This window comes from Pseudoalteromonas sp. A22, assembly GCF_018141345.1.
GTDB classification, from domain to species: Bacteria; Pseudomonadota; Gammaproteobacteria; order Enterobacterales; family Alteromonadaceae; genus Pseudoalteromonas; species Pseudoalteromonas maricaloris.
Genome location: NZ_CP047238.1, coordinates 2053951 through 2078216, shown reverse-complemented (window position 1 = coordinate 2078216; position 24266 = coordinate 2053951). Strand labels below are relative to the sequence as shown.

At 41.9% G+C, this 24266-nt stretch carries 22 protein-coding genes; 7 read left to right on the top strand and 15 right to left on the bottom strand.

Annotated features, from left to right (window positions below; genetic code table 11):
• Positions 1-43 precede the first annotated feature (43 nt).
• From GSF04_RS14070 to ggt, 3 genes are all read right to left on the bottom strand, one after another.
• Positions 44-748, bottom strand: coding sequence for an SIMPL domain-containing protein (locus GSF04_RS14070; RefSeq protein ID WP_039495865.1), 705 nt, complete (start codon positions 746-748; stop codon positions 44-46).
• Positions 749-957: 209 nt separating this feature from the next.
• Positions 958-2652, bottom strand: a complete 1695-nt coding sequence (locus tag GSF04_RS14065; RefSeq protein ID WP_039495863.1) for an NAD-dependent malic enzyme — start codon at positions 2650-2652, stop codon at positions 958-960.
• 172 nt (positions 2653-2824) lie between these two features.
• A complete protein-coding gene (ggt, locus tag GSF04_RS14060) occupies positions 2825-4585 on the bottom strand; it encodes a gamma-glutamyltransferase (RefSeq protein WP_211857540.1) in 1761 nt (586 codons plus the stop codon).
• Between the two features lie 82 nt (positions 4586-4667).
• On the opposite strand from ggt, the gene rrtA reads away from it, so the two are divergent.
• The gene (rrtA, locus tag GSF04_RS14055) at positions 4668-5252 is read left to right on the top strand and encodes a rhombosortase (RefSeq protein WP_211857538.1); all 585 of its coding nucleotides are present in this window, start codon (positions 4668-4670) and stop codon (positions 5250-5252) included.
• Positions 5253-5277: 25 nt separating this feature from the next.
• On the opposite strand, the gene GSF04_RS14050 is transcribed toward rrtA, so the two are convergent.
• From GSF04_RS14050 to GSF04_RS14035, 4 genes are all read right to left on the bottom strand, one after another.
• Complete coding sequence (locus GSF04_RS14050) at positions 5278-7761, bottom strand: prolyl oligopeptidase family serine peptidase (protein ID WP_211857536.1); 2484 nt, start codon at positions 7759-7761, stop codon at positions 5278-5280.
• A 356-nt stretch (positions 7762-8117) separates the two neighbouring features.
• Complete coding sequence (locus GSF04_RS14045; RefSeq protein WP_211857535.1) at positions 8118-9266, bottom strand: 5-(carboxyamino)imidazole ribonucleotide synthase; 1149 nt, start codon at positions 9264-9266, stop codon at positions 8118-8120.
• A 1-nt stretch (position 9267) separates the two neighbouring features.
• Complete coding sequence (gene purE, locus GSF04_RS14040) at positions 9268-9750, bottom strand: 5-(carboxyamino)imidazole ribonucleotide mutase (protein WP_010372883.1); 483 nt, start codon at positions 9748-9750, stop codon at positions 9268-9270.
• Positions 9751-9882: 132 nt separating this feature from the next.
• A complete protein-coding gene (locus GSF04_RS14035; protein ID WP_039495859.1) occupies positions 9883-10089 on the bottom strand; it encodes a hypothetical protein in 207 nt (68 codons plus the stop codon).
• Between the two features lie 129 nt (positions 10090-10218).
• On the opposite strand from GSF04_RS14035, the gene GSF04_RS14030 reads away from it, so the two are divergent.
• Complete coding sequence (locus tag GSF04_RS14030) at positions 10219-10743, top strand: TetR/AcrR family transcriptional regulator (protein WP_069022073.1); 525 nt, start codon at positions 10219-10221, stop codon at positions 10741-10743.
• 147 nt (positions 10744-10890) lie between these two features.
• On the top strand, positions 10891-11751 hold the full coding sequence (gene htpX / locus GSF04_RS14025; RefSeq protein ID WP_045989659.1) for a protease HtpX: 861 nt from the start codon (positions 10891-10893) through the stop codon (positions 11749-11751).
• Positions 11752-11796: 45 nt separating this feature from the next.
• On the opposite strand, the gene GSF04_RS14020 is transcribed toward htpX, so the two are convergent.
• The gene (locus tag GSF04_RS14020; protein ID WP_211857534.1) at positions 11797-12276 is read right to left on the bottom strand and encodes a GNAT family N-acetyltransferase; all 480 of its coding nucleotides are present in this window, start codon (positions 12274-12276) and stop codon (positions 11797-11799) included.
• Positions 12277-12390: 114 nt separating this feature from the next.
• On the opposite strand from GSF04_RS14020, the gene GSF04_RS14015 reads away from it, so the two are divergent.
• A complete protein-coding gene (locus GSF04_RS14015; RefSeq protein ID WP_211857533.1) occupies positions 12391-12594 on the top strand; it encodes a hypothetical protein in 204 nt (67 codons plus the stop codon).
• Between the two features lie 187 nt (positions 12595-12781).
• A complete protein-coding gene (locus GSF04_RS14010) occupies positions 12782-14287 on the top strand; it encodes a hemolysin (RefSeq protein WP_211857532.1) in 1506 nt (501 codons plus the stop codon).
• 246 nt (positions 14288-14533) lie between these two features.
• Here GSF04_RS14010 and bioD read toward each other — a convergent pair whose 3' ends face one another.
• The 4 genes from bioD to bioB are packed head-to-tail and all read right to left on the bottom strand — an operon-like array spanning position 14534 to position 18191.
• Positions 14534-15229: a dethiobiotin synthase gene (gene bioD, locus GSF04_RS14005; RefSeq protein ID WP_211857531.1), complete on the bottom strand. Its 696-nt coding sequence runs from the start codon at positions 15227-15229 to the stop codon at positions 14534-14536.
• The gene (locus GSF04_RS14000) at positions 15226-16005 is read right to left on the bottom strand and encodes a methyltransferase domain-containing protein (protein ID WP_211857530.1); all 780 of its coding nucleotides are present in this window, start codon (positions 16003-16005) and stop codon (positions 15226-15228) included. Before GSF04_RS14000 ends, bioD begins: the two co-directional genes overlap by 4 nt.
• Positions 16002-17144 (bottom strand): 8-amino-7-oxononanoate synthase, encoded by a 1143-nt coding sequence (locus GSF04_RS13995; RefSeq protein ID WP_211857528.1) that lies wholly within the window; start codon positions 17142-17144, stop codon positions 16002-16004. The genes GSF04_RS14000 and GSF04_RS13995 overlap by 4 nt, the downstream gene beginning before the upstream one ends.
• Positions 17145-17147: 3 nt before the next feature.
• Positions 17148-18191, bottom strand: a complete 1044-nt coding sequence (gene bioB / locus GSF04_RS13990; protein ID WP_010379433.1) for a biotin synthase BioB — start codon at positions 18189-18191, stop codon at positions 17148-17150.
• A gap of 148 nt (positions 18192-18339) precedes the next feature.
• Here bioB and bioA point away from each other — a divergent pair, with 148 nt between their 5' ends.
• Together bioA and GSF04_RS13980 are read left to right on the top strand one after the other, a co-directional pair.
• On the top strand, positions 18340-19629 hold the full coding sequence (bioA, locus tag GSF04_RS13985) for an adenosylmethionine--8-amino-7-oxononanoate transaminase (protein WP_211857526.1): 1290 nt from the start codon (positions 18340-18342) through the stop codon (positions 19627-19629).
• Between the two features lie 188 nt (positions 19630-19817).
• Entirely contained in the window at positions 19818-21155 is a 1338-nt protein-coding gene (locus GSF04_RS13980) for a lysine 2,3-aminomutase (RefSeq protein WP_211857525.1), read from the top strand.
• A gap of 535 nt (positions 21156-21690) precedes the next feature.
• On the opposite strand, the gene GSF04_RS13975 is transcribed toward GSF04_RS13980, so the two are convergent.
• The 3 genes from GSF04_RS13975 to GSF04_RS13960 all read right to left on the bottom strand — a co-directional run bounded on the left by GSF04_RS13975 (position 21691) and on the right by GSF04_RS13960 (position 24168).
• Positions 21691-22347: a hypothetical protein gene (locus tag GSF04_RS13975; RefSeq protein ID WP_211857524.1), complete on the bottom strand. Its 657-nt coding sequence runs from the start codon at positions 22345-22347 to the stop codon at positions 21691-21693.
• Positions 22348-22577: 230 nt separating this feature from the next.
• Positions 22578-22946 carry a hypothetical protein gene (locus GSF04_RS13965; protein ID WP_211857522.1) on the bottom strand — a complete coding sequence of 123 codons (369 nt, stop codon included), beginning with the start codon at positions 22944-22946 and terminating at the stop codon, positions 22578-22580.
• A gap of 25 nt (positions 22947-22971) precedes the next feature.
• Positions 22972-24168, bottom strand: a complete 1197-nt coding sequence (locus GSF04_RS13960) for a DUF3800 domain-containing protein (RefSeq protein ID WP_211857521.1) — start codon at positions 24166-24168, stop codon at positions 22972-22974.
• Positions 24169-24266 lie beyond the last annotated feature (98 nt).

Sequence of the window (24266 nt, the reverse complement as noted above, 5' to 3'; positions counted from 1 at the left end):
ATGGAGGGCTTAGTGTATAAGTTTAATTAGTTCACAGCCAGTATTACTCAATTAAGTAAACAGCATACACTTCCGCGTTTAATGTAATTGCACCTGTGTTATACGCATTTTTGTATGCGCCTTGATCTGCTTCCATCGCCATTGCTGCAGAGCGCACGTAAGGCTGAACTGGCGTTTGCATTGGTTGGAATGAAACTGAGTACAGTTTTGCCAATTCAACATCAAACTCGCCTGCTAGCTCTTTAGCTGCTTTCTTTGCATCTTTGATGGCGGCTTTTTTGAGGCTTTGCAGATACTTGCCTTCATTTTCAACACCAAATTCCGTGTTATTGAACTGATTGATGCCGCTGTCTACAAACTCTTGAAGTAACTCTGGGTATTTTTTGATGTCCTTAAGTTTTACAGTCAGGCTGCGACTTACGCGAAAACCATCAAACTCTTCTTCATTTGATTCACGATTGTAGCGTGTCTGTCTGTAAACATTCAGCTGATCTGCGTGAATATCGTCTTCTTTAATATCGAAGCGTTTAGCGATTTCGATGGCCTTAGCCATAATCTTATCGACGTTCTCTTTAGCTGTAGGCAGCGACTTTTGCTTTTCGGTAATAGCAACACGAATAGTTGCAATATCGGGTTGTACTTGAATAAATGAAGTGCCTTTAACATATAAATGCGGCGAGTCAGGCAATGCGCCTGCAAAGCTAAATCCAGATAAACATAATGCCAGTAAGCCAGTTAAAATTCGCATCTTTTGCTCCTAAAATGTGATACCTGCATATTCAAGCATATTTCAATTAACAACTACTGAATTGGATTTCAGGGTAACAAACTTTAACAAAATGAGCGGTTGTCACTTTGATAAGTGATATCTCAAACTTAGACTTACGAGTGATTAATAAATAAAATCGCCGCCAATATGAGTTGGCGGCGATTTCTGTTTTAGCTAAGTAAAAGTAATTAGACGCTACAGCGTTTGTAGTTTCTATACTTAGGGAGCCAATAGTTTTTCTCTATCGCTGCCCAAATTGCGTCGTCTTCCATTTCAAGTGCAACGCCCTCTTCCATTGCTTTTTTAGCAACTGCAAAAGCAATGCGCTTACTCAACGGTTCAATTTCAGTTAGTGCTGGTAGTAGGCTACCTTTGCCGGTATTAGCACGTGGTGATGATTCAGCAAGCATTTCGCTAGATACCATCAACATGCTATCTGTAATACGATTCGCTTTAGCTGCAAGTACACCAAGGCCGATCCCTGGGAAGATATAACTGTTATTACATTGCGGTATGATGATTGTTTGCTCACCATGCACTACCGGTTCAAATGGGCTTCCCGTAGCAACAATTGCTTGACCATCAGTCCACTCAATCACATCTTTTGGATGCGCTTCAACCTGGCGTGATGGATTACTTAATGGGAAAATAATTGGCTGTTCGCACCCTGCATGCATCGCACGGATCACTTGCTCTGTGAATAGGCCCGCTTGACCTGATACACCAATTAAGATGTCTGGTTTTGCACAGTGCATTACATCTAATAAAGATGCAAATTCACCACTGTATGTCCAATCCGCAAGGTTTGCTTGTTGTTGAACTAGCGCTTCTTGGAAATCTCTTAGCCCTTCCATGCCTTCCGTCAGAAGGCCAAAACGGTCCACCATAAACACTTGGCTTCTCGCTTGCTCGTCGGTTATTCCTTCAGAAATCATTTGGCTAATAATTTGCTCTGCAATACCACAGCCAGCAGAACCTGCACCAACAAACACTACTTTTTGTTCCGAGAGCTTTGCCCCTTTCACACGGCAAGCGGCTAGTAGCGATCCTGCAGTAACCGCAGCGGTGCCTTGGATATCATCGTTAAAGCTACAAATTTCATCGCGGTAACGTTTCAATAGTGGCATTGCGTTAGGTTGTGCGAAATCTTCAAACTGTAACAGCACATTAGGCCAACGGCGTTTAACCGCTTTAATGAATAGATCTAGGAATTCGTCATATTCAGCTTGGCCGATACGCGGGTGTCTTGCGCCCATGTACATTGGGTCATTGAGTAGCTTCTCGTTGTTTGTCCCTACGTCAAGCATAACAGGCAGCGTGTAAGCTGGGCTGATCCCACCACATACGGTGTAAAGTGCCAGCTTACCGATAGGAATACCCATACCACCAATACCTTGGTCACCAAGGCCTAAAATACGTTCACCATCTGTAACCACGATAACTTTTACTTTGCCTTTAGTGGCATTTCGTAAAATATCATCGATTTGATAGCGGTCTTCATAAGAAATAAACAAACCACGAGAGCTGCGATAGATATCAGAAAACTTCTCACATGCATCACCTACTGTTGGGGTGTAGATGATTGGCATCATTTCTTCCAAATGATCACGTACTAAGCGGTAATACAGCGTTTCATTGTTGTCCTGAATAGCGCGCAGGTAAATGTGCTTGTTTAGGTTGTCGCTAAAGCTTGAATATTGCTGATAACAACGCTCAACTTGCTCTTCAATTGTTTCATAACGAGGAGGAAGTAGTCCTGCTAAGTTGAAATTTTCACGCTCGCGTTGAGAGAATGCACTCCCTTTGTTAAGCAATGGTGTTTCTAATAGCGTAGGACCTGAATAGGGAATGTAGAGATAATTTGGATCGGTTTGTTTAGTCATATTTACAAGCTTGACACTAATTTTTTAGTCTAAGGGTTCATTATTGTCGAAAAGGATTAAATTACAATGAATTTAGTGCTCATCAGACCATTATTAACGCGCTCCAGAGCACGTTAAACGCATTTTTCTGGAACGCAAAATTATAGCCTAAAAGCACTTAAGAAACCACGGCTTATTCGCTGCTTTCGCCAAGTGCAACACCTTCTCTTCTTGGGTCTGCACCACCGATTAAATGTGTTCCACGAACCTCAATGGCATGTAGTCCAGAGTTTAAGTCGCGGATCTGTACTTCATGGCCTTTTTTCTCTAAGTAAGCCGCTTGTTTTGTCAGCTCGGTGCCTTTTTCCAGCGTTGTATACTTATTGCGATTGGTGATTTTTGGTAAATCAATCGCTGCCTGCACAGATAATCCCCAGTCCAGTACACCAACTAAGGTTTGAGCAACATAGTTGATAATACGGCTGCCACCCGGTGAGCCGACTATCAATTTAAGCGACCCGTCTTTGTTAAATACCATTACGGGTGCCATAGAGCTTCTTGGGCGTTTGTTTGCTTCTACCCGGTTAGCGACCCATTTATCCCCTACTTTTGGGGAAAGCGCAAAGTCGGTTAATTGGTTATTGAGTAAATATCCGTTGACCATCACCGTTGAGCCAAATGCCATTTCAATCGAGCTTGTCATAGAAATGGCATTACCCTCTGCATCTACAATCGACACATGGCTGGTCGAAGGTAATTCATAACTATCATCCATAGCATAAGCGAGTGTGCCCGAAGTTGGGTCGCCTACTGGAAAGTCGTGATTATCCATTTCACCGATAAGTTTGCTACGGCCTAATAGATATTGTTCGTTAAGCAATGCTTTTGCTGGCACTTCAACAAAATCAGGATCAGCAACGTAAAAATCTCTATCGGCAAACGCTAGGCGAGATGCTTGAGTAAAGAGGTGCAAGGCTTCTGGATCATTTGCCTTAAACTTACCTAGGTCGTACGGTTCAAGCAGTTTCATCATTTGCAAAACGGCAATACCACCACTGCTAGGCGGTGCCATAGAGCAAACTTTATATACACGATATTCCGTACAGATAGCGCCTCGGGTTTTGCTCTTATAATGTTCTAAGTCGCTCAGCGCCAATTTGCCAGGTGCGATTTCAGACTTTTGCACAGCTTCCACTAATTGGGTGGCATTTTGCCCTTCATAAAAGGCTTGGATCCCTTGTGTTGCTACTTTGTAATATAGGTTTGCCAAAGGCAGATTCTTTTTAAGGGTCCCTGGTTGTAGTGCTTTACCATTCGGATAGAAATATTCTTTTGCAGGACTGAGCTTTGTCAAACCTGGGTTGAGTTTTTTCTCAAGCAGCATATTTAAACGTGGAGAGACGATAAACCCATCTCGAGCTAATTCAATCGCTGGTTTGAATAATTCCTGCCATGGCAGTTTACCGTATTTGTCATGTGCTGATTTAAACGCGTGTAGAATGCCTGGCACACCAACAGAGCGACCGCCCACCACAGCCTCAATCCATCTAACCGCATTACCAGTATCATCTAAAAACAGATCAGGGCCTGCAAGTTTTGGTGCAGTTTCTCTTCCATCAAAACTAATTAATTCATTGCTTTTCCTGTCGTAGTGCAGGATAAAAGCCCCCCCACCTACGCCTGAAGATTGCGGCTCAACTAATGTAAGCACGAGTTGAGTCGCTATCATGGCATCAACCGCACTTCCCCCTTTTGAGAGCATCAATTGACCTGCTTTACTCGCATAGGGATTGGCAGCAACGACCATGTACTTTTCTGCGGTGCGTGCTTCTTTAGATTGGAAACCTGTTGCGGCTTCCGGCTCTCTAATTTCGATTTTTTGTTGCTCAGCTAAGGTGTTGGTTGAAAAGCTGAATGCCGCAATCACGGTTAGTGATGCAAGTGTATGTTTCATAATACCCACTTTGCTTACGTCTTATATTTGGCATCATAAAAGCAATTAGGCACAATATGCAAAAATAATAACGTGAAATCGTATGTTTGAACTTCCAACGAACAAAGAATATCTCATTGGCCCTGCGTCTTTGGCGATATTGTCAACAATACTGATGTTGTTCGGGCTTGGCCCACACTTAGATTTTGACAGAAATGCAATTGCTGATGGCGAAATATGGCGTATTTTGAGCGGTCAGTTTACCCATAGCAATTGGTATCACTTGATGTTAAACCTGCTTGGTATCTTATTTATTTGGCTATTACATGCCGAATATACAAGACTAAGAAAATATTGGCTGAATGTACTTTTCCTTGGCCTCTTTACTGGACTCATGATCTTGCTATTTTCGCCAAACATTGTTGTATATACAGGCTTGAGTGGCTTATTACATGGGCTTATCGTATGGGGAGCGCTTGAAGATATTAAGCGGAAGCTAACAACTGGATATCTGTTGTTTATTGGTGTGTTGGCAAAGGTATGTTGGGAGCAATATGCGGGTGCAAGCGCAGATGTAGCTAAGCTGATAGATTCGAGAGTCGCCATTGAAGCACATCTATTTGGTGCAGTTGGTGGTGTGGTTTTAGCTGTTATCTATTTATTTTATAAAACAAAAAAGCCAGCTTAAGCTGGCTTTTTATCCACTCATTTGATTACAAGTTTTCTTTGAACAGCTTGTATATACGACGGTATTCATCCAACCAACTTGATGGCTGTCTAAAGCCATGGGGCTCAACTGGATAAATCGCCGTTTCAAAGTCTTCCTTTTCTAGCTCAATCAGGCGTTGCACCAAGCGCACAACATCTTGGAAAAACACGTTGTCATCAACCATAGGTGCATTGATCAGAAGCTTGTTTTTCAAACCTTCAGCATGATAGATAGGCGAACTGCGTTTGTATGCAATTGGGTCTACATCTGGGCGATTAAGGATATTTGAGGTATACGGGTCGTTGTAATAGGCCCAATCGGTGACTGGACGTAAAGCAGCGCCTGCTTGGAATAGATCGGGCTGAGTAAATAGCGCCATAAATGTCATAAAGCCGCCGTATGAACCACCATAAGTACCTACAGCGCCACGATCAACATTAGCGTTGTTCACCATCCACTCGACACCGTCTGCCAAATCTTCGATTTCTGGTTTACCCATATGACGATAGATTGCCGTTCTCCAATCTCGGCCATAGCCCTTAGAGCCGCGATAGTCCATATCCATAACGACATAGCCTTCGCTCGCGAGGAGTGAATGGAACATAAACTCTCTAAAGTAGTTAGACCAACCCATATGAGAGTTCTGCAAATAACCCGCACCATGGTTAAAGATCACAGCCTTACGATTCTTACCCGTTTCGCCTTCTTGATAATCTGCTGGGTAATATACTTTTGCGTAGACAGGCTCACCTTGATGGCTTGAAGGAACCGCGACAATCTTAGGTGCAATTAGCTTCTTATTTAAAAACGCATCAGAGACTGTATTAGTGAGTCGTGACACCGCTGCTTTTGGCGCTACATCCGCCACATAAAGTTCTGGAGGCATCATGATTTTTGAGTGAGTTAACAACAGCTTTTGCTCATCTGGGCTTAGCTGGTAATCAGTCAGGCCATCTAAATCCGTTAACTGCTCATCTTCACCGCTTGCTAAATTGACGCGATAAATTTCGTATAAACCTGGGTGATCTTTATTGGCTTTGTAATAAACAAATTGACTATCTTGGGTTAAGGTTGGTTCAGAAACCACAAACTTCCCTGAAGTCATTGCTTTTGCTTTGCCGTTAAGCGGCTTAACATAAAGCTGGCTATATCCAGTTTGCTCTGAAAGATAGTACAAAGCATCTTGGTTGTTTAACCAGCCAAAATCATTGTAGGTGTAATTGATCCATGCTTCATCGTGTAGGCGGTGCTGAGAAACGAATTGTTGTTTATCAAAATCAACAGTTGCTAACCATCTGTCTTTATTATCCCAAGCACCAAGCATCACTGCGACTTGAGAACCGTCACTATTCCATTGGATAGCGGATTGACTCCAGCCCCATGTGTCGATCAAGTTGATATCACGAGGTGCTTTTTCACTCTTATATGATTCACCTTTTGCCTTAGCATTTTCGCGTTTCACCTCGGCTAGTACATCTTCATCAAAGCCAGGCAAAGTATCGTAGCTCAGCGTGACTTGCTCTGATTTTGCTAAATCAATGAAAATCACATCAGAACTCATTGGTTTTGTGTCTGCAACGCGGCGGCGAGCTTTTACCGGATCAATGTCACCGTTTTGACTCACGTAGTTAGGCATGATGTCAGAGTCTGAACGGCTTGGTTTATCGTCTGTTATCACGGCGATTAACTTGTCACCAGAAGGTGCTAGGCTAACAGAGATAAGCGTTTTTCCTTTACCTAGATAAAACTGATTATCTTGGATGCTTGCGTTATTCGCTTCTATCTCTTGATTTCTTACTTCTCGATCTTTGCTGTTTTTGTGCGTTAGCGCAACGAATTGAATTAGTTCGTGTTGCTGCTCTGCGATATATCCATTTGGCTCTTTCACCCCTTCAGGCTTATCCGCTAAATGTAACTTTACCAGCTCTTTCGTTAAGCCAGTGACTAAATCGAACGCAAATAGCGCATTGCCTGAACGGTAAGCTAATCGGTTATCACTTAAGAATTGCGGTGCATACTCATAGTTCGAAGAATGAGTAACTTGTGTCAAAGCGCCAGACTTCAGGTTTTTAACGAATATGTTGCCTTTAAATTCATAAGATTGTAGCGTTCGACCTTTATTATAAATCGCGTTTGCAGCACCAACTGCATGCAAATCTGACAGCGAAACCGCTTCGCTTGTTTGTGCGCTACTGACTTTAAATAGATCTCTTAACTCTGAGCCAGCTTGCTTACGCTTATAGAAAACGGTTTTGCTATCAGCTCCCCAGTATGCGCCTTCTGGTTGTCTTCCCAACCAATCAGGATGCGCCATTGCTTGTTTTAAGGTGATCTGCTCACCACCGAAATCAACGGGAGTAGCAACAACTTGTGGGACTGGTGAATTGGCTTCAACTTGTTGTGGTTTTGGGCTGACTTCAGTGGTCTGACAACCAGAAAGGAATAAACCTGAAGCGACTGCCATCGAGATAAGAGAGAGTTTCGACATGTGACTTTCTTATAATAATTAAATTTGCTTAATTTAAGCAGAAAGCCAGCGGAATATCGACAGATTTAAGATTAAAAGCACGATGCGTGGGACAAAAAAAGGCCAGCATAGGGATGCTGGCCAAATACTCTCTGCGCTCACATAGTCGTTGATGGACAACGAGTATGAAATGAGGCCTATCCGCGCCTCACAATAGTAGACCGCACTATCAGAAAAGAGTTCCAAAAATAACAGTAAAAAAATTAAATTTTTTATATCTACCCTGAGCTCTGTTATAAAGAATGAGTTAACTCAATAGTTATCATAAGCTTAGGTTTTTAGTTAACAATGGACCTTTTCCACTAAAAACAGTAGTACTAATTTAAAATTAATTGCTGAGCGGTTTCCATAACCCCTGGGTAGTCTGCTTCAGGCAAGATGTCAGCAAGCTCTGCCAGTGCTTCACCTAACTTATGCAGTGAGTCAGCTGACACGTTGATATGCCCCATTTTTCTGCCCGGTTTCGCATCTTTGCCATACCAGTGACTGGTTGCCCCTGAGACAGCAAGAACTTGCGATGGAATGTGACTTTGCCCTAACACATTAATCATCGCGGTTGGGCGAAGCAGCTTAGTATCACCAATCGGCAAACCGGCAACGGCACGAATATGGTTTTCAAACTGGCTTACATGGGCCCCTTGTTGAGACCAATGTCCTGAGTTATGTACCCTTGGCGCTATTTCATTAACCAATAACTGACCTTCAACATCGAAAAACTCAATAGCAAGTACACCAACATAATCGAGTGCATTCGCAAGTTTCGCAAATGCGTCTTCCGCTTGCGCTTGAATATTTGCTTTCTCTTTACCAGCAATTGATAGGGTCAGTACACCATTGGTATGCTGGTTTTCAGTCAACGGATAAATTTTACATTCGCCATTTTTAGCACGCACACCAATAATCGACACCTCACGGTCAAACGGTATCATTTTTTCAGCAACGATAGAGTGAGGCTGTGCTTCAGTGCCTGCTTGCAAAAACTCGGACATTTCGGCCCAAATACTATCTATTTCAGACTCTGATTTAACTCGCCATTGCCCTTTCCCATCATAGCCTGCCTGACAGGTTTTAACGACCAAAGGCATGCCTAACTCATCAATCGCTGTGAGGAAATGCGCCTTATCCGTAATAATTTTAAAAGGAGCACAAGGCACAGATGTTTTATCTAGCAGCGCTTTTTCTTTCGCGCGATCACCACCTGTGGCTATTGCTTCTGCGCCAGGGTAGAACTTACCGCTTTGTTCGCAAAGCGCTAAAACATCATGTGGAATATGTTCAAATTCGGCAGTGATGGCATCAGCATTGTCAATGGCTTGCTGTAATGACTCTGGTGTGGTTGCAAAGGTAACGGGGTTTATTACCGTTTGGCTACCAACATCATAAGCCAACACTTTTATATCAAGATGAGTTGACGATAGGCTCATCATACGGGCTAACTGTCCCGCCCCTAAAACAAGAATATTCATGTTATTTCGCAGGATCTGGATTAGCTAGTACCGTTTCTGTTTGTTCTTTTCTGAACGCTTCTACTTTTGCAAAAATTTCTGGCTGCTGGCAGCCTAAAATTTGAGCAGCTAGCAAACCTGCGTTTGCAGCACCAGCGTCGCCAATCGCTAACGTACCTACCGCAACACCTTTAGGCATTTGGCAAATTGATAGCAATGAGTCCACGCCATTAAGCGTTTTTGATTTTACTGGAACGCCAAGTACAGGCAGACTTGTGAATGCTGCCGCCATACCCGGTAGGTGTGCAGCACCGCCAGCACCGGCAATGATAACTTTGATCCCACGTTCTGCCGCTGTCGAAGCATAATCCGCTAAAAGCTGTGGAGTACGGTGAGCTGAAACTACTTTAGTTTCATAATCAATACCAAATTTATCTAACATTTCAGCTGCATGTTGCATTGTAGGCCAGTCTGATTTTGAGCCCATAATGATGCCAACGGTCATAATAATTCCTCGACTAATTTTGAACGATACAGGGCTAAGGTCCTTCACACCTTAGCTGCGGGCATTATACCTGAGTTCGTCTTTAATGCGAAGAATCAACTTATTGCAATTATCACGCGATGGCACCCTGAGTTATTTAGACACCACCAATTCTTCAATACTTAATGCTTTCGCACGCTTAAAGTGAGAGAAAAACGTTTTAGGACCCATAATTAAGCATAAAACCGCCAGGCCACCTGGGATCAGCACCATTTTTAAAGCTGGGCCAAGAATATAGCTGTAAAAAAAGATAAAAGGGATAAACAGAATGTATCCGATGAATAAGCTCAAATATTGCATAACAACTCCTATTGAAATTTAATGAGCACGCTCAATTATAATAATGAGCACGCTCATTATTTGCAAACTTTATCTCTTAAATAATCTGGAATTGTGCTACACTCTCTTCGCAAATAAAAAGGTAACCATATGAAAAAAAGAGAAATTACGTACAATAAAATTCTCAGTGCTAGTTGGCAACTTTTTCAAGACAATGGTTTTGAAAACACCACTACTCGGCAAATTGCCCAAGCAGCAAACGTGGCAACGGGAACGGTTTTCTCTCACTTCCCTACTAAGCTCGACATGCTCAAAGTCGCAATGCATAACCAAATAGATGAACTAATTAATGAAGCAAAAACAACAGATGAGCAGCATAGTGCCAGCTTAAAGCTACGCCACTATGCAAAGTATTTATTTGCTTTTTATCTTAGCAATAGAGATTTCAGTAAAGAGCTGCTTTGTGGGATTATTTGGCATAGCGAATTCTTTACTGGACAACTCAATTTGTTCAAACACTTGTTATTCAGTGAGCAGGAATACAATGAGTTGAAAGCAACCGTTATGATGGATTGCTACTTTATGACCTTATTAGAAGGGTTAAGCAATGAGCATAGCTCTGTTGACCAGATGCTGCATTCCCTATCTCAGAAGCTGAAATTGGTTAGTCAATAATTTGTATGATGTGTTCTTTTTTGAGTATTCATGCGAATTTACTTGTGCTTTTGAACTTCAGACCATATAAAGCATCTAGGACTAGTGTAATAAGCAAGTGCTTGGGAAAAGTTACTTAGTTCCTTATTTTTGTCTAACGAGGTCAAAATGAAACGCGTCATCTTATTCCTTATCACTAACTTAGCAGTGATGCTTGTGTTAGGAATTGTATTATCTATCTTAATGTCTGTGTTTGGTATTTCTAGCCGAAGCTATACTGGCATTATGGTTATTGCTGCCGTATTTGGATTCGGTGGTTCTTTTATCTCTCTTTACATGTCTAAGTGGATTGCAAAGAAATCTACAGGGGCCCATGTTATTGAACAACCACGAAACGAAACTGAACATTGGTTAGTTTCTACTGTCGCAGAGCAAGCTAAAAAAGCAGGAATTGCAATGCCAGAAGTTGCGATTTACGACAGCCCTGAAATGAATGCGTTTGCAACCGGGCCAAGTAAAAATAACAGCTTAGTTGCTGTAAGTACTGGCCTACTCCACAACATGAATCAGGATCAAGCGGAAGCAGTCTTGGCGCATGAAGTGTCGCACGTTGCAAATGGCGACATGGTTACACTTACCTTGATCCAAGGTGTTGTAAATACCTTTGTTATATTCTTCGCTAAAGTATTGGCGGGTATTGTTGACAACTTCTTGAATAGCGATGAAGAAGAGTCAGGTGGAAGCTGGACATATTTTATCTTTGATATGATATTCCAGATCCTCTTTGGTATTTTGGCGTCTGTTATTGTCGCTTACTTTAGTCGTAAACGAGAATTCGCAGCCGATAAAGGTGCAGCAGATTTAGTCGGTGCGCAAAAAATGCGTTCAGCACTAGAGCGTTTGAAGCACAACCATGAATCGCAATTAGAAGGTTCAATGATGGCTTTTGGTATTGCTTCAGGTAAGTCTATTGCAGACTTCTTTGCGTCTCACCCGCCACTTGATGAAAGAATTAGAGCACTTTCGTAATTCTTTTCACATTCATACTAGGGCAACGATTAAGTTGCCCTTTTTTTATAGCTCAATTTTATACAGATTATTTCCAACAGCGCAAAATCCCAAACGCTTGAGTAGGTTTAATGAACGAAGATTATCAGCCGATACATGCGCCAGAATCACATTGAGTTTAAGCTCAATCTGGCTTTTGTTTGCAAATAGACAACGTAAAGCTTCAAACATCACGCCTTTACCCCAATAATCAGGTAGTAATTCATAGCCAACATGTAGGCCCTCAATATCACCGTCTTCGTGATAGAAACCAATACACCCAATCACCGCTTTAGTGCTTTTACACACGAGGCAAAAGCGTCCACCTATACCTTCATATTGACGCTCAATATCCATTTGGATCATGCATTTAAGGTCTACTTCAGTGAGGTTGTCGCCGTAATCGTTATACGCTTTTACCTGCGGTAAATTAAGTAGCGCTAATAACTGCGGATTATCTTTGTGCCTTATGGGCCTGATGACTAGCCTTGGTGTTTCAAATTCCATAAAATGCTCAGGTCTAAGTATCTGGTGCAATGGTAGCACTGATTGCAGCAAATACACCTTCAATATTATAAGCGCTTGTATTGCTTTATAATTTAGCATTTTTGGAGAATGAATATGAGTCAAGAGTTCACAGTTATCCCCCCAACGACAAAGGTTTACTGCCCAAAAAGAGGTGAAGGCTGGACGTTAACGGGCATTACAGGGATCGATGAAAACGCATCAGTGATGTTCTCTGGCGTACGCTATACCATCTCAGCAAAAGAAATCGTTGAGTCATTATTACCAAACTTTAAAAATAGGCAAGAATCAAATAATTAATACTTTTTAATTATTTTACTGTTGTAAAAGTGTAAATTATGATCAATTATAGCGCTAGATTGCAAAGTCAATAATGGAAGCGCCCGCCTTAAAGGATTAAGTCATCGCATTGAGTTGGACTTAATTGCGAAGACATTGCTTTGTGTTGTTTTAAGTTACAGGACGTAAACTTTTTAGGGTTCCTGCTATGTTAAAAGCATCACTCACAACACTTGGTTTAATCTCAACATTACTTTCCACATACACCTATGCAGATAGTTGCCCAGGTCAGGTTTTTGGTATTAACGCTGGCCGCGGCGATATTGGTATTTTGTTTGGCCTAGATGAAGGTGCAGGACAAGCCAGCGCCAATAGTTTAGCTGCCTTTAGTTCGGCAGCACTCGCCTATGATACTAGCAGTGCACGTTGGTACTATGCATCCGCACCAAGGCCAATCGACTATAAAGTTGATACCAGTCATCTAAACTTACCAGCTGACGCAGATATTCCCATTGAAGGTAAAAAACATCGCTATATTCAACTAGCATATTTTGATGGAACCTCTCATACCATTGTCGGTAGAACGGCTTATTTGGTGGGATTGGCATATGACAGCACAAACGATAGACTCATTGGAACGAGTTACGATTCTATTTACAGCATAGATAAAAACACAGGCGACGCGACTAAGCTCTCGGATCTCCCCTCATTGGCGGGAAAATACCGCGGCGATCTTGAGTTTTATAATGGTCGCTTAATCCTAGTCACTAGTGCAGCCGTTTACCAAGTTAATACCAACGACTTTTCTGTGACTAAATTATCTGATCACGACTTAACTGCCGTTACAGGGGCAAGCCTTAATAGTAACGGAGAGCTTATTATCAGTCGCGTTATCATTAATGACGCCGGACACACCAACAAAAGCGCGATTTATAAGCTAAACCCTGATACAGGAAGCACCTGTTATATCAATACATTACCAATACGAGTAAATGACCTCGCATATAACCCAAATGGTAGCGGTACATGCTATACCGTTTCTGGTTGCGGCGGCACCCCAACCCCTCCTTCGCCACCGTCTTTTACGTTAACGAGTATTGAAAACACGGTTTATGAAGGAAGTACCCTTAGCTATCAAATTACCTTAAGTAAAGCCTTCGAGCAGGACGTCAGCTTTTCAGTAGCGGTCAATGATGTGACAACGCAATCAAATGACTACGTAGCACCATCTACTTCATTGGTAATTCCTGCTGGCAGCACAACTGCTACCATTCAAATAGCAACAATAGACGATACTGAGTACACTGGCGATCGGGAACTCTCTTTGAGCGTAACAGGCGTGAACAATACCTCAGGCAATGAAACCCTATCGGGAAACATACTCGACAATGAAACCGCATGTGTGCCTGACAACTACACGCGGATCAATTACGCGTTCGTCAGAGAAGACTCATTATTCAATAACGACTGGGGTATCAAAGTAAATGGCCAGTATATTAAATTGCTTGATGAATACGGAAGTGCCGGAAACTATGACATCCTTCAAGGACAATCCTTTACCTATGTGCTCGCAATTGATGGTAACAGCAATACACTATCAACCAAGTACCAAGTCTCAGGTACCAACCAACGTTGGGAAGATCAAAACGATAATGATTACAATGACTTTGAGGTCAGTGTGACAACACAAACCATTCAAAAAGGTTGTAATTAACAGACTCAAAGCGGCTTACTACTATTAGAAGCCGCTTTATTTAACCTGAACCAGGATAAGAAGTTAGTTAATCCACTAAAATCACTAAGTTAAAAAGAGTAATATCACTCTAGCCAGAAGTTATTTCTTAATACAAGGCAAATTTGTGCGCCAATAGCTGGCCTATTGCAAGCAAATTTAACGCAGTAGTGAGGAATAACAGCTGCTAGAGAACAAAGTGTTATCCCGAGTTCAGGTTATTTAATATTAACTGGTACCTGATTTTAGCTCAAACAACTCTAGTAACGCTGAGCGAAGCTGTAGCTTTGGTGTGCCCTCACTGTAGGGCGCTGCTGCAAGCAGCGGACAGTCTAGACGAAGCTTTAAACTTTCAAGGTTTTCTTCAAATACAGCCATTTCAGGGTCAATCTGGTTTGCAATCCACCCAACCAAATTCAGTCCTTTTTGCTTGATAGATTCTGCCGTTAAAAACGCATGATTCAAACAACCTAGCTTCATGCCAACCACTAAAATAACGGGAAGTTGTTCTCTGACGACCCAATCATACAGATATTCGTTGTCGTTAATGGGCAATGCCCAGCCACCTGCACCTTCACATAGCATATACTCTGCGCCCAGTTGCTGAATTTCACTAAAGCGCTCGTGTAGCTTATCGACTGTGATGTCAACATTTACCTGTTTGGCTGCAATATGCGGCGCAATTGGCGGTGCAAAACAAAATGGGTTAACTTGCTCGTAAGTACCGTGCACCGTCGCAGCTTCCATTAAACTGATAGCATCAACGTTCACTAGTTCACCAAATGCCTCTTCAGCATCTGCCGCAATCGGCTTAAAGCCAAAAGCCTTTTTGCCGTGTTTGGCTAACAGTTTTAGTAATAAAGTAGAAATATAGGTTTTACCTACTTCAGTGTCGGTCCCAGTTACAAAATATGCTTGATTCATTTCCTTAACTCCAAAAATCCGACTTGATAACTGACATCAAAACCATTTTTACTCTCAGGGTAGCTGCTCAGCAACTGAGCGTAGGCTGATTTGCCTAACAAACCTTGTCGGCGAGAAGCGGTTTTTACATCGTTGGCACCGATATTTTTTACCGAGCGTAACGCCTTTAACGGCGTGTCATAACTATCAATCAATAACGCTTCATCCGCCCAAGTCACAGCAAACCCGGCCTGTAGCGCAAAAGATTTAAGTGCAGACAGCGAATAAAATGAATTGATATGGCCACACTGATCGATGGCTCGCCATGCGATATCGATTTCGTTTAACGAGCCGTCTAGCACTGAGCTTAGCAACACTCGTCCTTCTTTTTTTAGTACTTCATACAATTGCGCAAACAACGCTTGCGGGGAATTAGACCACTGAATTGCAAAATTACTAAAGACTAAGTCGATACAATTTGACTGAATAGCGAGTTTATCCATATCACAGCAAACACTATTTGTCGTATTTTCAGCGCTTGCCAACATCGCCAAGCTAAGATCCGCTCCAACATAATGATTCGTGAAGGCGTTTAATCTATGAAAGTTTTCATGTGGCCCGCATCCTAAATCGAGCAACCTAGGAAACATACGCACAGCACCAAGCTCGCTATTTTGCTGTGTCAAACGTGAAAAAAGTATATCTGCAGCCTGTTTCTGCACGTTAGCGTGTTGAGAGTATGATTGCGCGGCTTTTGAAAAGCACTTTGCTGTTTGCGTCTTCTGTGCTTTGCTCATGCTCCCTCCACTAACGCCGAAACCAATTTGTCTATATCTTCGTGACTGTGCTGTGCCGTTATTGTTATTCGCAATCTTGCGGTATTTTGCGGTACCGTTGGTGGCCTAATAGCCCCAACCCAAAGTCCCTTTTCCTTAAGCTTATGTTGCGCCGCTAATACATTTTCACTGCTTCCATACACAAGAGGCTGTATAGCCGTATCACTTGGAATGGGAGATAAGTTGGTTTGAGCAACTAACGACTTAAAATAGTCGATATTTACTTGTAATTTGTGTCTCGCTTCAGATGCAACAAGCAATTTATTTAGTTGGCATAATGCAACGCTCGCCATAATAGGCGACAACGCCGTTGTATAGATAAACTCACGATTAAATTGCATCATGTAATTTATCACATCATGACTCGCTAATACCGCAGCTCCTTGACAGCCCATCGCTTTGCCAAAGGTGATCACCAAAATTTCAGGTTTAATGCCGCTTTCAATCGTGCCAAGTCCTTGCGCTCCCACAACGCCAAACGCATGAGCGTCGTCTACCATCAGCCACGCAGAATGAGACTTAGCCAGCACACTGATTTCAGATACTGGCGCTTTGTCTCCATCCATAGAAAACACCCCTTCAGTCACGATGAGTTTACTATCGGCTTTGGTCTTTTCTAATCGAGACCTTAAGTGCGTCAAATCATTGTGATTAAAGCGAACAAACTTAGCGCTGCCCGCTAAACCACCGTCTAACAGGCTGGCGTGGTTGAGCTTATCTTGGAACACCGCAGCGCTTAATTGCTTTTCTTGGGGCGTGAACAATGCCTTTAACACACTGGTATTAGCAGCAAAACCACTTGGAAATAACAGTGCTGCATCATAGCCCAAAACGCTACAAAGCCTATCTTCTAACTGACGGTGAATATCAAGATAACCCGTAACAAGCGCCGAACTTCGGCTTCCGGCTTCAGTGCATGCGAGCGTGTTAAACTCCAGCGAGTCTGCAAGTCCCAAGTAGTCATTGCTGGCAAAGTTAATATATTGCTGATCGGCAATTTTTATTCTACTTGCAGAGGCCTTTTCAACCACAATGCGCTTTCTTAGCAACCCTTCAGCGTGACGGGCTGCTAAGGCAGATTGAATATACTCAAACGACATTGATTAGTTGGCTTCGTAAAATAGCTCTGATGTCGCTTTGTCTGCAATTGCAGAGCTTAACGATGCCTCATAGGCCTCATCCGAATAATCTTCACGTTTTTCAGGGTTCATCCCAAGTTTTCTAATGAGATTCATATCGGCGTCTGCTTCTGGGTTTTCCGTGGTCAATAGCTTATCACCATAGAAAATTGAGTTAGCGCCAGCGAAGAAACACATAGACTGCATCTGTTCATTCATCGCCGTTCTACCTGCAGATAAACGCACGTAACTGTGTGGCATCATGATACGCGCAACCGCGATAGTACGGATAAATTCAAAGTGATCGAGATCATCAACATTTTCAAGCGGCGTACCTTTAACTTTAACAAGCATGTTAATCGGTACACTTTCTGGTTGTTTTGGCAGGTTTGCTAATTGGATCAGCAAGCCATAACGATCAGATGCCTGCTCTCCCATTCCTACAATACCACCAGAGCACACTTTCATTCCTGCATCTCTGACGTGATCAAGGGTATCAAGTCTGTCTTGATAAGTTCTTGTCGTGATAATTTGCTCGTAGTATTCAGGTGAGGTGTCCAAATTATGGTTGTAATAATCAAGGCCAGCTTCTCTTAGCGTGTGCGCTTTTTGATTATCCAATTTACCCAAAGTCATACAGGTTTCGAGGCCTAACTCTTTAACTTCTTTCACCATTTTGGCGATATAAGGCATATCTCTGTCTTTTGGATCAGACCAAGCGGCGCCCATACAAAAACGTGTCGCGCCCTTTTCTTTCGCCAACTTAGCTTGAGTTACAACCTTTTCCACTTCCATCAAACGCTCTCGTTCAAGATCCGTTTTGTAATGACCTGACTGTGGGCAGTATTTGCAATCTTCAGGACAGGCACCCGTTTTGATAGACAGCAAAGTGGAGATTTGAACTTCATTGGGATTGAAGTTTTTGCGGTGAATACTTGCTGCATAAAAAAGTAAGTCGTTAAAAGGCATGGTGAACAGTGTTTTTACTTCTTCATGTGTCCAATCGTGTCTTAGCGCGCCTAATTCCATATTTTCATTCTCTTTTTATTCTTGCCTAAATTTACAACACGAGTATTTTCTAGTGATTAAATTTAGCGCAGTCAAACTGACGGTGATTGGCTTAGTCTACTTCTTAGCTTAGTATTGTCAACGTTACATGCGCCTACAAGGTTTACAAATGAACAATAAACAAACAATCGATATTGAATTTGATCGCAAGCATATATGGCACCCCTATACATCAATGATTGACCCTCTGCCCGTCTATCCGGCCGCAAGAACATTCGAGAACAAAATTGAGCTTGAAACTGGCGAAACTCTCATTGACGGTATGGCATCCTGGTGGAGTGCTGTGCATGGTTATGGTCATCCAGAAATAATCGCTGCGATAAAAAATCAAGCGGACACGATGAGCCATGTTATGTTTGGGGGGCTAACTCATCAGCCTGCCGTGGAATTATGCAAACTACTCGTGGAGCTAACCCCAGCCCCACTTAATCGAGTTTTCCTAGCCGACGGCGGCTCAGTCAGTGTTGAAGTTGCAATCAAAATGGCGATCCAATATTGGTTGAGTAAAGGCAAAAAGAATAAAACCCAAATAATGACCGCCAAAAAAGGCTACCACGGTGATACATTTGCGGCGATGAGCGTTTGCGATCCTGTGAATTCGATGCACGCGATGTACCAAGGCTTTTTACCTGAGCAAGTGTTTGTCGATGCCCCTAGAAGTGAGTTTTACGGCAGCCAAAGTCAAGATGAACTTAACGCGTTAGAAACCGCATTTGCCGCTAATCATGAAAAGGTCGCGGCATTTATCATCGAACCGATAGTGCAAAATGCGGGCGGCATGAACTTCTACCACCCAGAATATCTCAAGGCGCTTCGAGCGTTATGTGATAAGTATGAGGTGTTACTAATTTTAGATGAAATTGCGACTGGGTTTGGCCGTACAGGTAAAATGTTTGCCTGTGAACATGCAGATATCGCGCCGGACATTATGTGTGTTGGCAAAGCGCTTACTGGCGGAAACATGACGCTCGCGGCCACTTTGACAACAGAAGAAGTGGCTTTGGGTATTAGCCAAGGCGAAGCGAAAGTGTTAATGCACGGACCAACTTTTATGGGAAATCCGCTGGCGTGTGCCGCCGCTGTAGCTAGTCTCACAATCTTAAAACGCCAAGAAACAATGGCCAATATTGAACGAGTCACGAGCGCGCTAAACGCACTCAAGCGCTGTCTTAATCTAAGTGCAGTCACAGATGTTAGAGTCCTTGGTGCGATTGGCGTGGTCGAGGTAGAAACGGTTGTTGATGTTGCAAAAATCCAAAAATTCTTCATTCAACAAGGTGTATGGATAAGACCTTTTGGCAAGCTAATTTATATTATGCCGCCGTATATCACCTCAAATGAAGATATTGAAACACTCATTGACGCGATTTACGCTGCCATTGAAGGCGAACACTTCTAAAACACATTAAATTTGGAATTAGGTCTATTTCATGACCTAATTTCGACAATGTAACCTAAAACAATGGCGCATAATCAACAAAGTTGCGTTATTTCGAACTTTCCTCGCTTTGTACCTGAAATGATATCAATGGCATGTTACCATGGTCGTTTTTATTATTAGCAAGTGAGAAAAGAGACATATTATCTATGCAGCAAACCGTCAAATTGCAGCCAGCTGAAGCTTATCAGCCCCCTCGTTTTACTGTTTACCAACACCGCCAAATCGATAAGATAGAGCAACTGGATAAACTGCCTGAACATCTTCGCTTTCAAATGAAAGTCGTCGCCAATGTATTCCCTTTTCGCGTTAATAACTTTGTGATTGAAGAGCTCATCGATTGGGATAAAGTGCCTAACGACCCCGTTTTTCAGTTAACTTTCCCACAGCGTGGCATGCTGGATGACGAGTCATACGAGCAAATGGCCGACTTGTTAAGCCGCGAACATACACCAGAAGAAGTGTTTAACCTCGCAACCAAAATTCGTCAAAAGTTAAACCCGCACCCAGCTGGTCAAATGGAAAAAAATGTTCCTGAGTATGAAGGTGAACGCGTAGACGGGATCCAACACAAATATAAAGAAACAGTGTTGTTTTTCCCGTCTCAAGGACAATACTGCCACTCATATTGCACTTTCTGCTTCCGTTGGGCGCAGTTTGTTGGCAAAGCTACCCGATTTAACAATAATGACGCCGAGCTGCTCCACAACTACTTAGCCGAACACACTGAAGTGACCGATCTATTGATGACTGGTGGCGATCCTATGGTAATGCGCACCGTTAAATTGCGTAAATACCTTGAGGCGCTAAAAGAGCCAAGGTTTGACCATATTCGTACCATTAGGATCGGTACTAAATCTCTCACTTTTTGGCCATTTAGATACGTCACCGATCCGGACGCACAAGAGTTGTTAGCCTTACTAAAAGAGCTGGTTGATGCCGGAAAGCATGTATCAATCATGGCACACGTTAACCACAAACAAGAACTGCGTACTGAAGTCACACGTGAAGCGATTAAATTTATCCGCAAAACAGGTGCACAGATCAGAACACAAGCACCTCTTTTAAATAATATAAATGTAGACGCTGATATGTGGGCTGACATGTGGAAAGAGCAAACGCAGCTTGGCATGATCCCCTACTACATGTTTATCGAGCGTGATACTGGCGCTAAGCGTTACTTTGAAATCCCGTTACACAAAACGTGGGAAACATTCCGTGAAGCTTATAAGCAAGTCTCCGGTGTGAGTCGTACAGTTAGAGGACCATCAATGAGTGCGGGTCCTGGTAAAGTTGAAGTGTCTGGCGTAACAGAAGTCGCAGGCGAAAAGGTGTTTGTGCTGCGCTTTATTCAAGCTCGAAACCCTGACTGGGTGCAGCGTCCGTTCTTTGCCAAGTTCGACGAAAATGCCCACTGGCTGGATGACTTAAAGCCAGCATTTGGCGAAGAAAAATTCTTCTGGCAGGACGAGTACGACGCCATGTAAATGTAAAAATATCAAAAAAGCCAGTAAATTGCTGGCTTTCATTTTATCTGGCGCATTTAAATAACCTGAGGTTTAGATTAGAGGTGGGCTAACTCATTGCTTTTAATATTAAGTATAATTACTTCCTTATCTAGCCAGAGCGTTTTGCGGATAACAGGCTGCTAAAAGCTCTAATTTGAATAAGTCTTAATTATATCTATCAGGTTTGAGTACTAGAGCATAATCAAATCTGACTGTCACTTAAGGGCCTAACTCGGCCGTTCAACAGCAACATCATATCTTAAATCCAATTGCGATAAAGGGCATTCGACTGACTCGTATTTGGACAAAACGAGTTGGGAGAACGTCTGTATTAGGTTTATTTCGCATAAAGACTTCTATGGCTAACGCCCTGTTAAGGTGTGAGCAACGCAATACTGAAGCCGCCGCATACCACCTTAAACACTTAAGCCAACGCATAGTGAAAATGCCACGCGTTGCGAATCACTCTTAAACAGTTTGTTAGGTGCGAGCCAAAAAATTCACCAGTTAAGTCCTAAAGTAGTTCCGTTGCTGTTGAGTTCCAGTGTCCCAAATTAGTAATTACCAGCCTATCATTAGTAACGGGATTAATTAGCTTAAAACTTTGAGCATCATAGTTGCCCTGTTTTATTTGAGACTCGATACTAGCGATTTGTGTTTCAAGGTTAACATCATTCTCTGACTCAACGTTTTCAAGCTCGACTTGATCTAGAGTAATGAGATAAGGGTCATTCGGTTTTTGCCAAAGCTCAAATACAGGATGGTCAAAATACTTTTTAACTTCATTGACGTCCCTTTGTAAAAGTATTTGAATGAAGACCCTTAAATATTGCAAGTATTCACACCCAAATGGATTATCTAAAGCGTATTTCTTAGCAAGTTCTTTTGAATAAGTTAAGTATGCTCCACCGTGTTGAAAGTTGTAGACTTGATTTCGTTCTTGAATAACCAGAGGTTCCAGCAGTTTCCGGTGCTTTAACCAGTTTTCATCCGTCCACCCCTGCCTCTCAGCAAGGTCAAATAAGTCTTGCATCAAAGATTTTGCGCCAATTTTCTCCAAATGGTCAACACCACCTAAACCATGCTCTTTGATCGAGTCAACAAAAGCACCTGTTGTCCCATGATAAAGCGGAATACTGAACTTACCATCTTTTATTATTGTCATTTTCACTACATCTCATTCTATTGAATAGCACCTAGCGCCCTGTTAAGGTGTGAGCAACGCAATACCGAATCTCCCGTATACCACCTTAACCACTAAGACCAACGCATCGTAAAAATGCCACGCGTTGCAAATCACTCTTGAACAGATTGTTAGTACTATTTACGCACAGAAAAGTCTTTCTTAAGCCATATCGATTTGCATCTCGGACATGACAAACCCTATAGTTTAGCTTTAAGTTAATTTTGCTTTTTACGTAATACCAAGCGACCATTTTCGAAACTAACTTCTTCATAGCCCAAAAATAGAGCAACAATAAAACCTATACCTAATGAAGCAGCCGTAATGATGGTAGCAATCTCAAGGCCAGTTAATGCAGCAACAGGTGCGACTGCAAAATGTGACAAACCTCCAGTAGCTGGTGCGGTTACCGTTGCAACCCCTAATGCAGCAGTTAAAGCAGCAAGCCCTACACCACTTAGCATTGCAACTTTCTTAGATCTTTTTAGTTTATTTGCTAGCTCTCCTTTAATGATAATTTCATGTACACCATCGTCTTTAGCTTTTTCTAGTTCTGCTTTTGTTGTTACTGTAATTGAATCTGTCATTATATACTCCTTTAGTGCTAACGCCTCAAACACCGGCGCAGCTTTGCTGTGTCCGAGTGCTTTGACTTGTTATATTCTGGTTAAATAGGATTGTTGCTTTATGCTCATCAATTGGAACAATAACTCGATGCAATAAGATATGATCCTCATTAACAGATTGATCAATTAGTCTTTTAAATAGTAAAAGTGTTTCTTTCTGTAATGGATTTAGCTCAGAAGTAAAGGAAGTAGCCTCCTCAATAGAGGCATACTCTAAGAAATCAAAATAGAGACGAATAAATCCAGATACAACGTCTGATATTTGGACTAAGTAGTTATCTTCTTCTTTTGACTCTACAAAAGAAAACGATAATCCATTCAATTCAGAATCGAAATTTTTTCCGTGATTTAATTTCTTTTCAACTTCAAACTCATTATCAAGAATATGCGACGAGTTAGGAAACATTTTCAGTCTACTCATATAGAAGAATGAGAAGTCTTCTATAAGAATATCTTTTTCAAAATCAAATACTAATTCAAAATTTACTTTATCCTTAAAAAGTTTAATGCACTTATAAATCAAAAATCCCAGATGATTTAACATTTTCACATCTAGGTCACTTTCATCTTCAGAAAATCTTAAAGCGATATTTCTCATTACAAGATCACTGAGTCTCTCGAGAAACTTTAATGACTCATGCTTTTCAATGTTTGGATAGTTAAACTGACTCATTAGTGACAAGAAGTTTTCCTTATCTATCTTTATGAGTCTGTATAAACAGTCTTTGTAGATAAACTGATTCGCATAGTCCTGTGGATCATTTGTGCAAAGAACTAAATCTTCAATAATATCTAAAAACGACCAATAGACTGTATTGATCATTTCATAGTGAATAAGGATTTTCTTTGTGAGAAGGCATTGAAAAAGACTCTTGAACTTTTTGCTACCAAGAGCATATTTGAAAGCTTCAATTGGAGTATATTTAGCCCGTATTTTTACCATTTGAGCTAGCTTTAACTCAGTAACACCTTGTTGTATATATAATTGTTTCTTTAATTCAGAAAAATCTATGCTTTCGCTTTCTTCGTTGAAGGCAATTCCTGCGAGTACAAAAATAGGAGATGACTCTTGGTTAGGATCATTGTCAATATTGTATTCATCACCATCAAGAAGCAACTTCCTAATATTGTTGGACTCATCGTAATATAAAGAATATTTATTCTTACTAAACTCTACTTCCATTTCCCTAGATTCCGATTATTTGCACTGAAGAATATAACATTTTATTCGTGCGCATGCGCGTTTACCTCGTTGGACCAGTGAAAACGCGCGCAGTTAAC

Excerpts from the sequence above, each read along its gene's own strand:
- htpX (WP_045989659.1), top strand. The coding sequence starts at position 10,891 with ATGAAACGCGTCATCTTATTCCTTATCACTAACTTAGCAGTGATGCTT.
- GSF04_RS14070 (WP_039495865.1), bottom strand. The coding sequence starts at position 748 with ATGCGAATTTTAACTGGCTTACTGGCATTATGTTTATCTGGATTTAGC.
- GSF04_RS14030 (WP_069022073.1), top strand. The coding sequence starts at position 10,219 with ATGAAAAAAAGAGAAATTACGTACAATAAAATTCTCAGTGCTAGTTGG.
- GSF04_RS13995 (WP_211857528.1), bottom strand. The coding sequence starts at position 17,144 with ATGTCGTTTGAGTATATTCAATCTGCCTTAGCAGCCCGTCACGCTGAA.
- GSF04_RS13965 (WP_211857522.1), bottom strand. The coding sequence starts at position 22,946 with ATGACAGATTCAATTACAGTAACAACAAAAGCAGAACTAGAAAAAGCT.
- GSF04_RS13960 (WP_211857521.1), bottom strand. The coding sequence starts at position 24,168 with ATGGAAGTAGAGTTTAGTAAGAATAAATATTCTTTATATTACGATGAG.
- bioB (WP_010379433.1), bottom strand. The coding sequence starts at position 18,191 with ATGGAATTAGGCGCGCTAAGACACGATTGGACACATGAAGAAGTAAAA.
- bioD (WP_211857531.1), bottom strand. The coding sequence starts at position 15,229 with ATGAATCAAGCATATTTTGTAACTGGGACCGACACTGAAGTAGGTAAA.
- GSF04_RS14000 (WP_211857530.1), bottom strand. The coding sequence starts at position 16,005 with ATGAGCAAAGCACAGAAGACGCAAACAGCAAAGTGCTTTTCAAAAGCC.
- GSF04_RS14020 (WP_211857534.1), bottom strand. The coding sequence starts at position 12,276 with ATGGAATTTGAAACACCAAGGCTAGTCATCAGGCCCATAAGGCACAAA.
- GSF04_RS14050 (WP_211857536.1), bottom strand. The coding sequence starts at position 7,761 with ATGTCGAAACTCTCTCTTATCTCGATGGCAGTCGCTTCAGGTTTATTC.
- ggt (WP_211857540.1), bottom strand. The coding sequence starts at position 4,585 with ATGAAACATACACTTGCATCACTAACCGTGATTGCGGCATTCAGCTTT.
- bioA (WP_211857526.1), top strand. The coding sequence starts at position 18,340 with ATGAACAATAAACAAACAATCGATATTGAATTTGATCGCAAGCATATA.
- GSF04_RS13980 (WP_211857525.1), top strand. The coding sequence starts at position 19,818 with ATGCAGCAAACCGTCAAATTGCAGCCAGCTGAAGCTTATCAGCCCCCT.
- GSF04_RS14035 (WP_039495859.1), bottom strand. The coding sequence starts at position 10,089 with ATGCAATATTTGAGCTTATTCATCGGATACATTCTGTTTATCCCTTTT.
- purE (WP_010372883.1), bottom strand. The coding sequence starts at position 9,750 with ATGACCGTTGGCATCATTATGGGCTCAAAATCAGACTGGCCTACAATG.
- GSF04_RS14065 (WP_039495863.1), bottom strand. The coding sequence starts at position 2,652 with ATGACTAAACAAACCGATCCAAATTATCTCTACATTCCCTATTCAGGT.
- rrtA (WP_211857538.1), top strand. The coding sequence starts at position 4,668 with ATGTTTGAACTTCCAACGAACAAAGAATATCTCATTGGCCCTGCGTCT.
- GSF04_RS14045 (WP_211857535.1), bottom strand. The coding sequence starts at position 9,266 with ATGAATATTCTTGTTTTAGGGGCGGGACAGTTAGCCCGTATGATGAGC.
- GSF04_RS14015 (WP_211857533.1), top strand. The coding sequence starts at position 12,391 with ATGAGTCAAGAGTTCACAGTTATCCCCCCAACGACAAAGGTTTACTGC.
- GSF04_RS14010 (WP_211857532.1), top strand. The coding sequence starts at position 12,782 with ATGTTAAAAGCATCACTCACAACACTTGGTTTAATCTCAACATTACTT.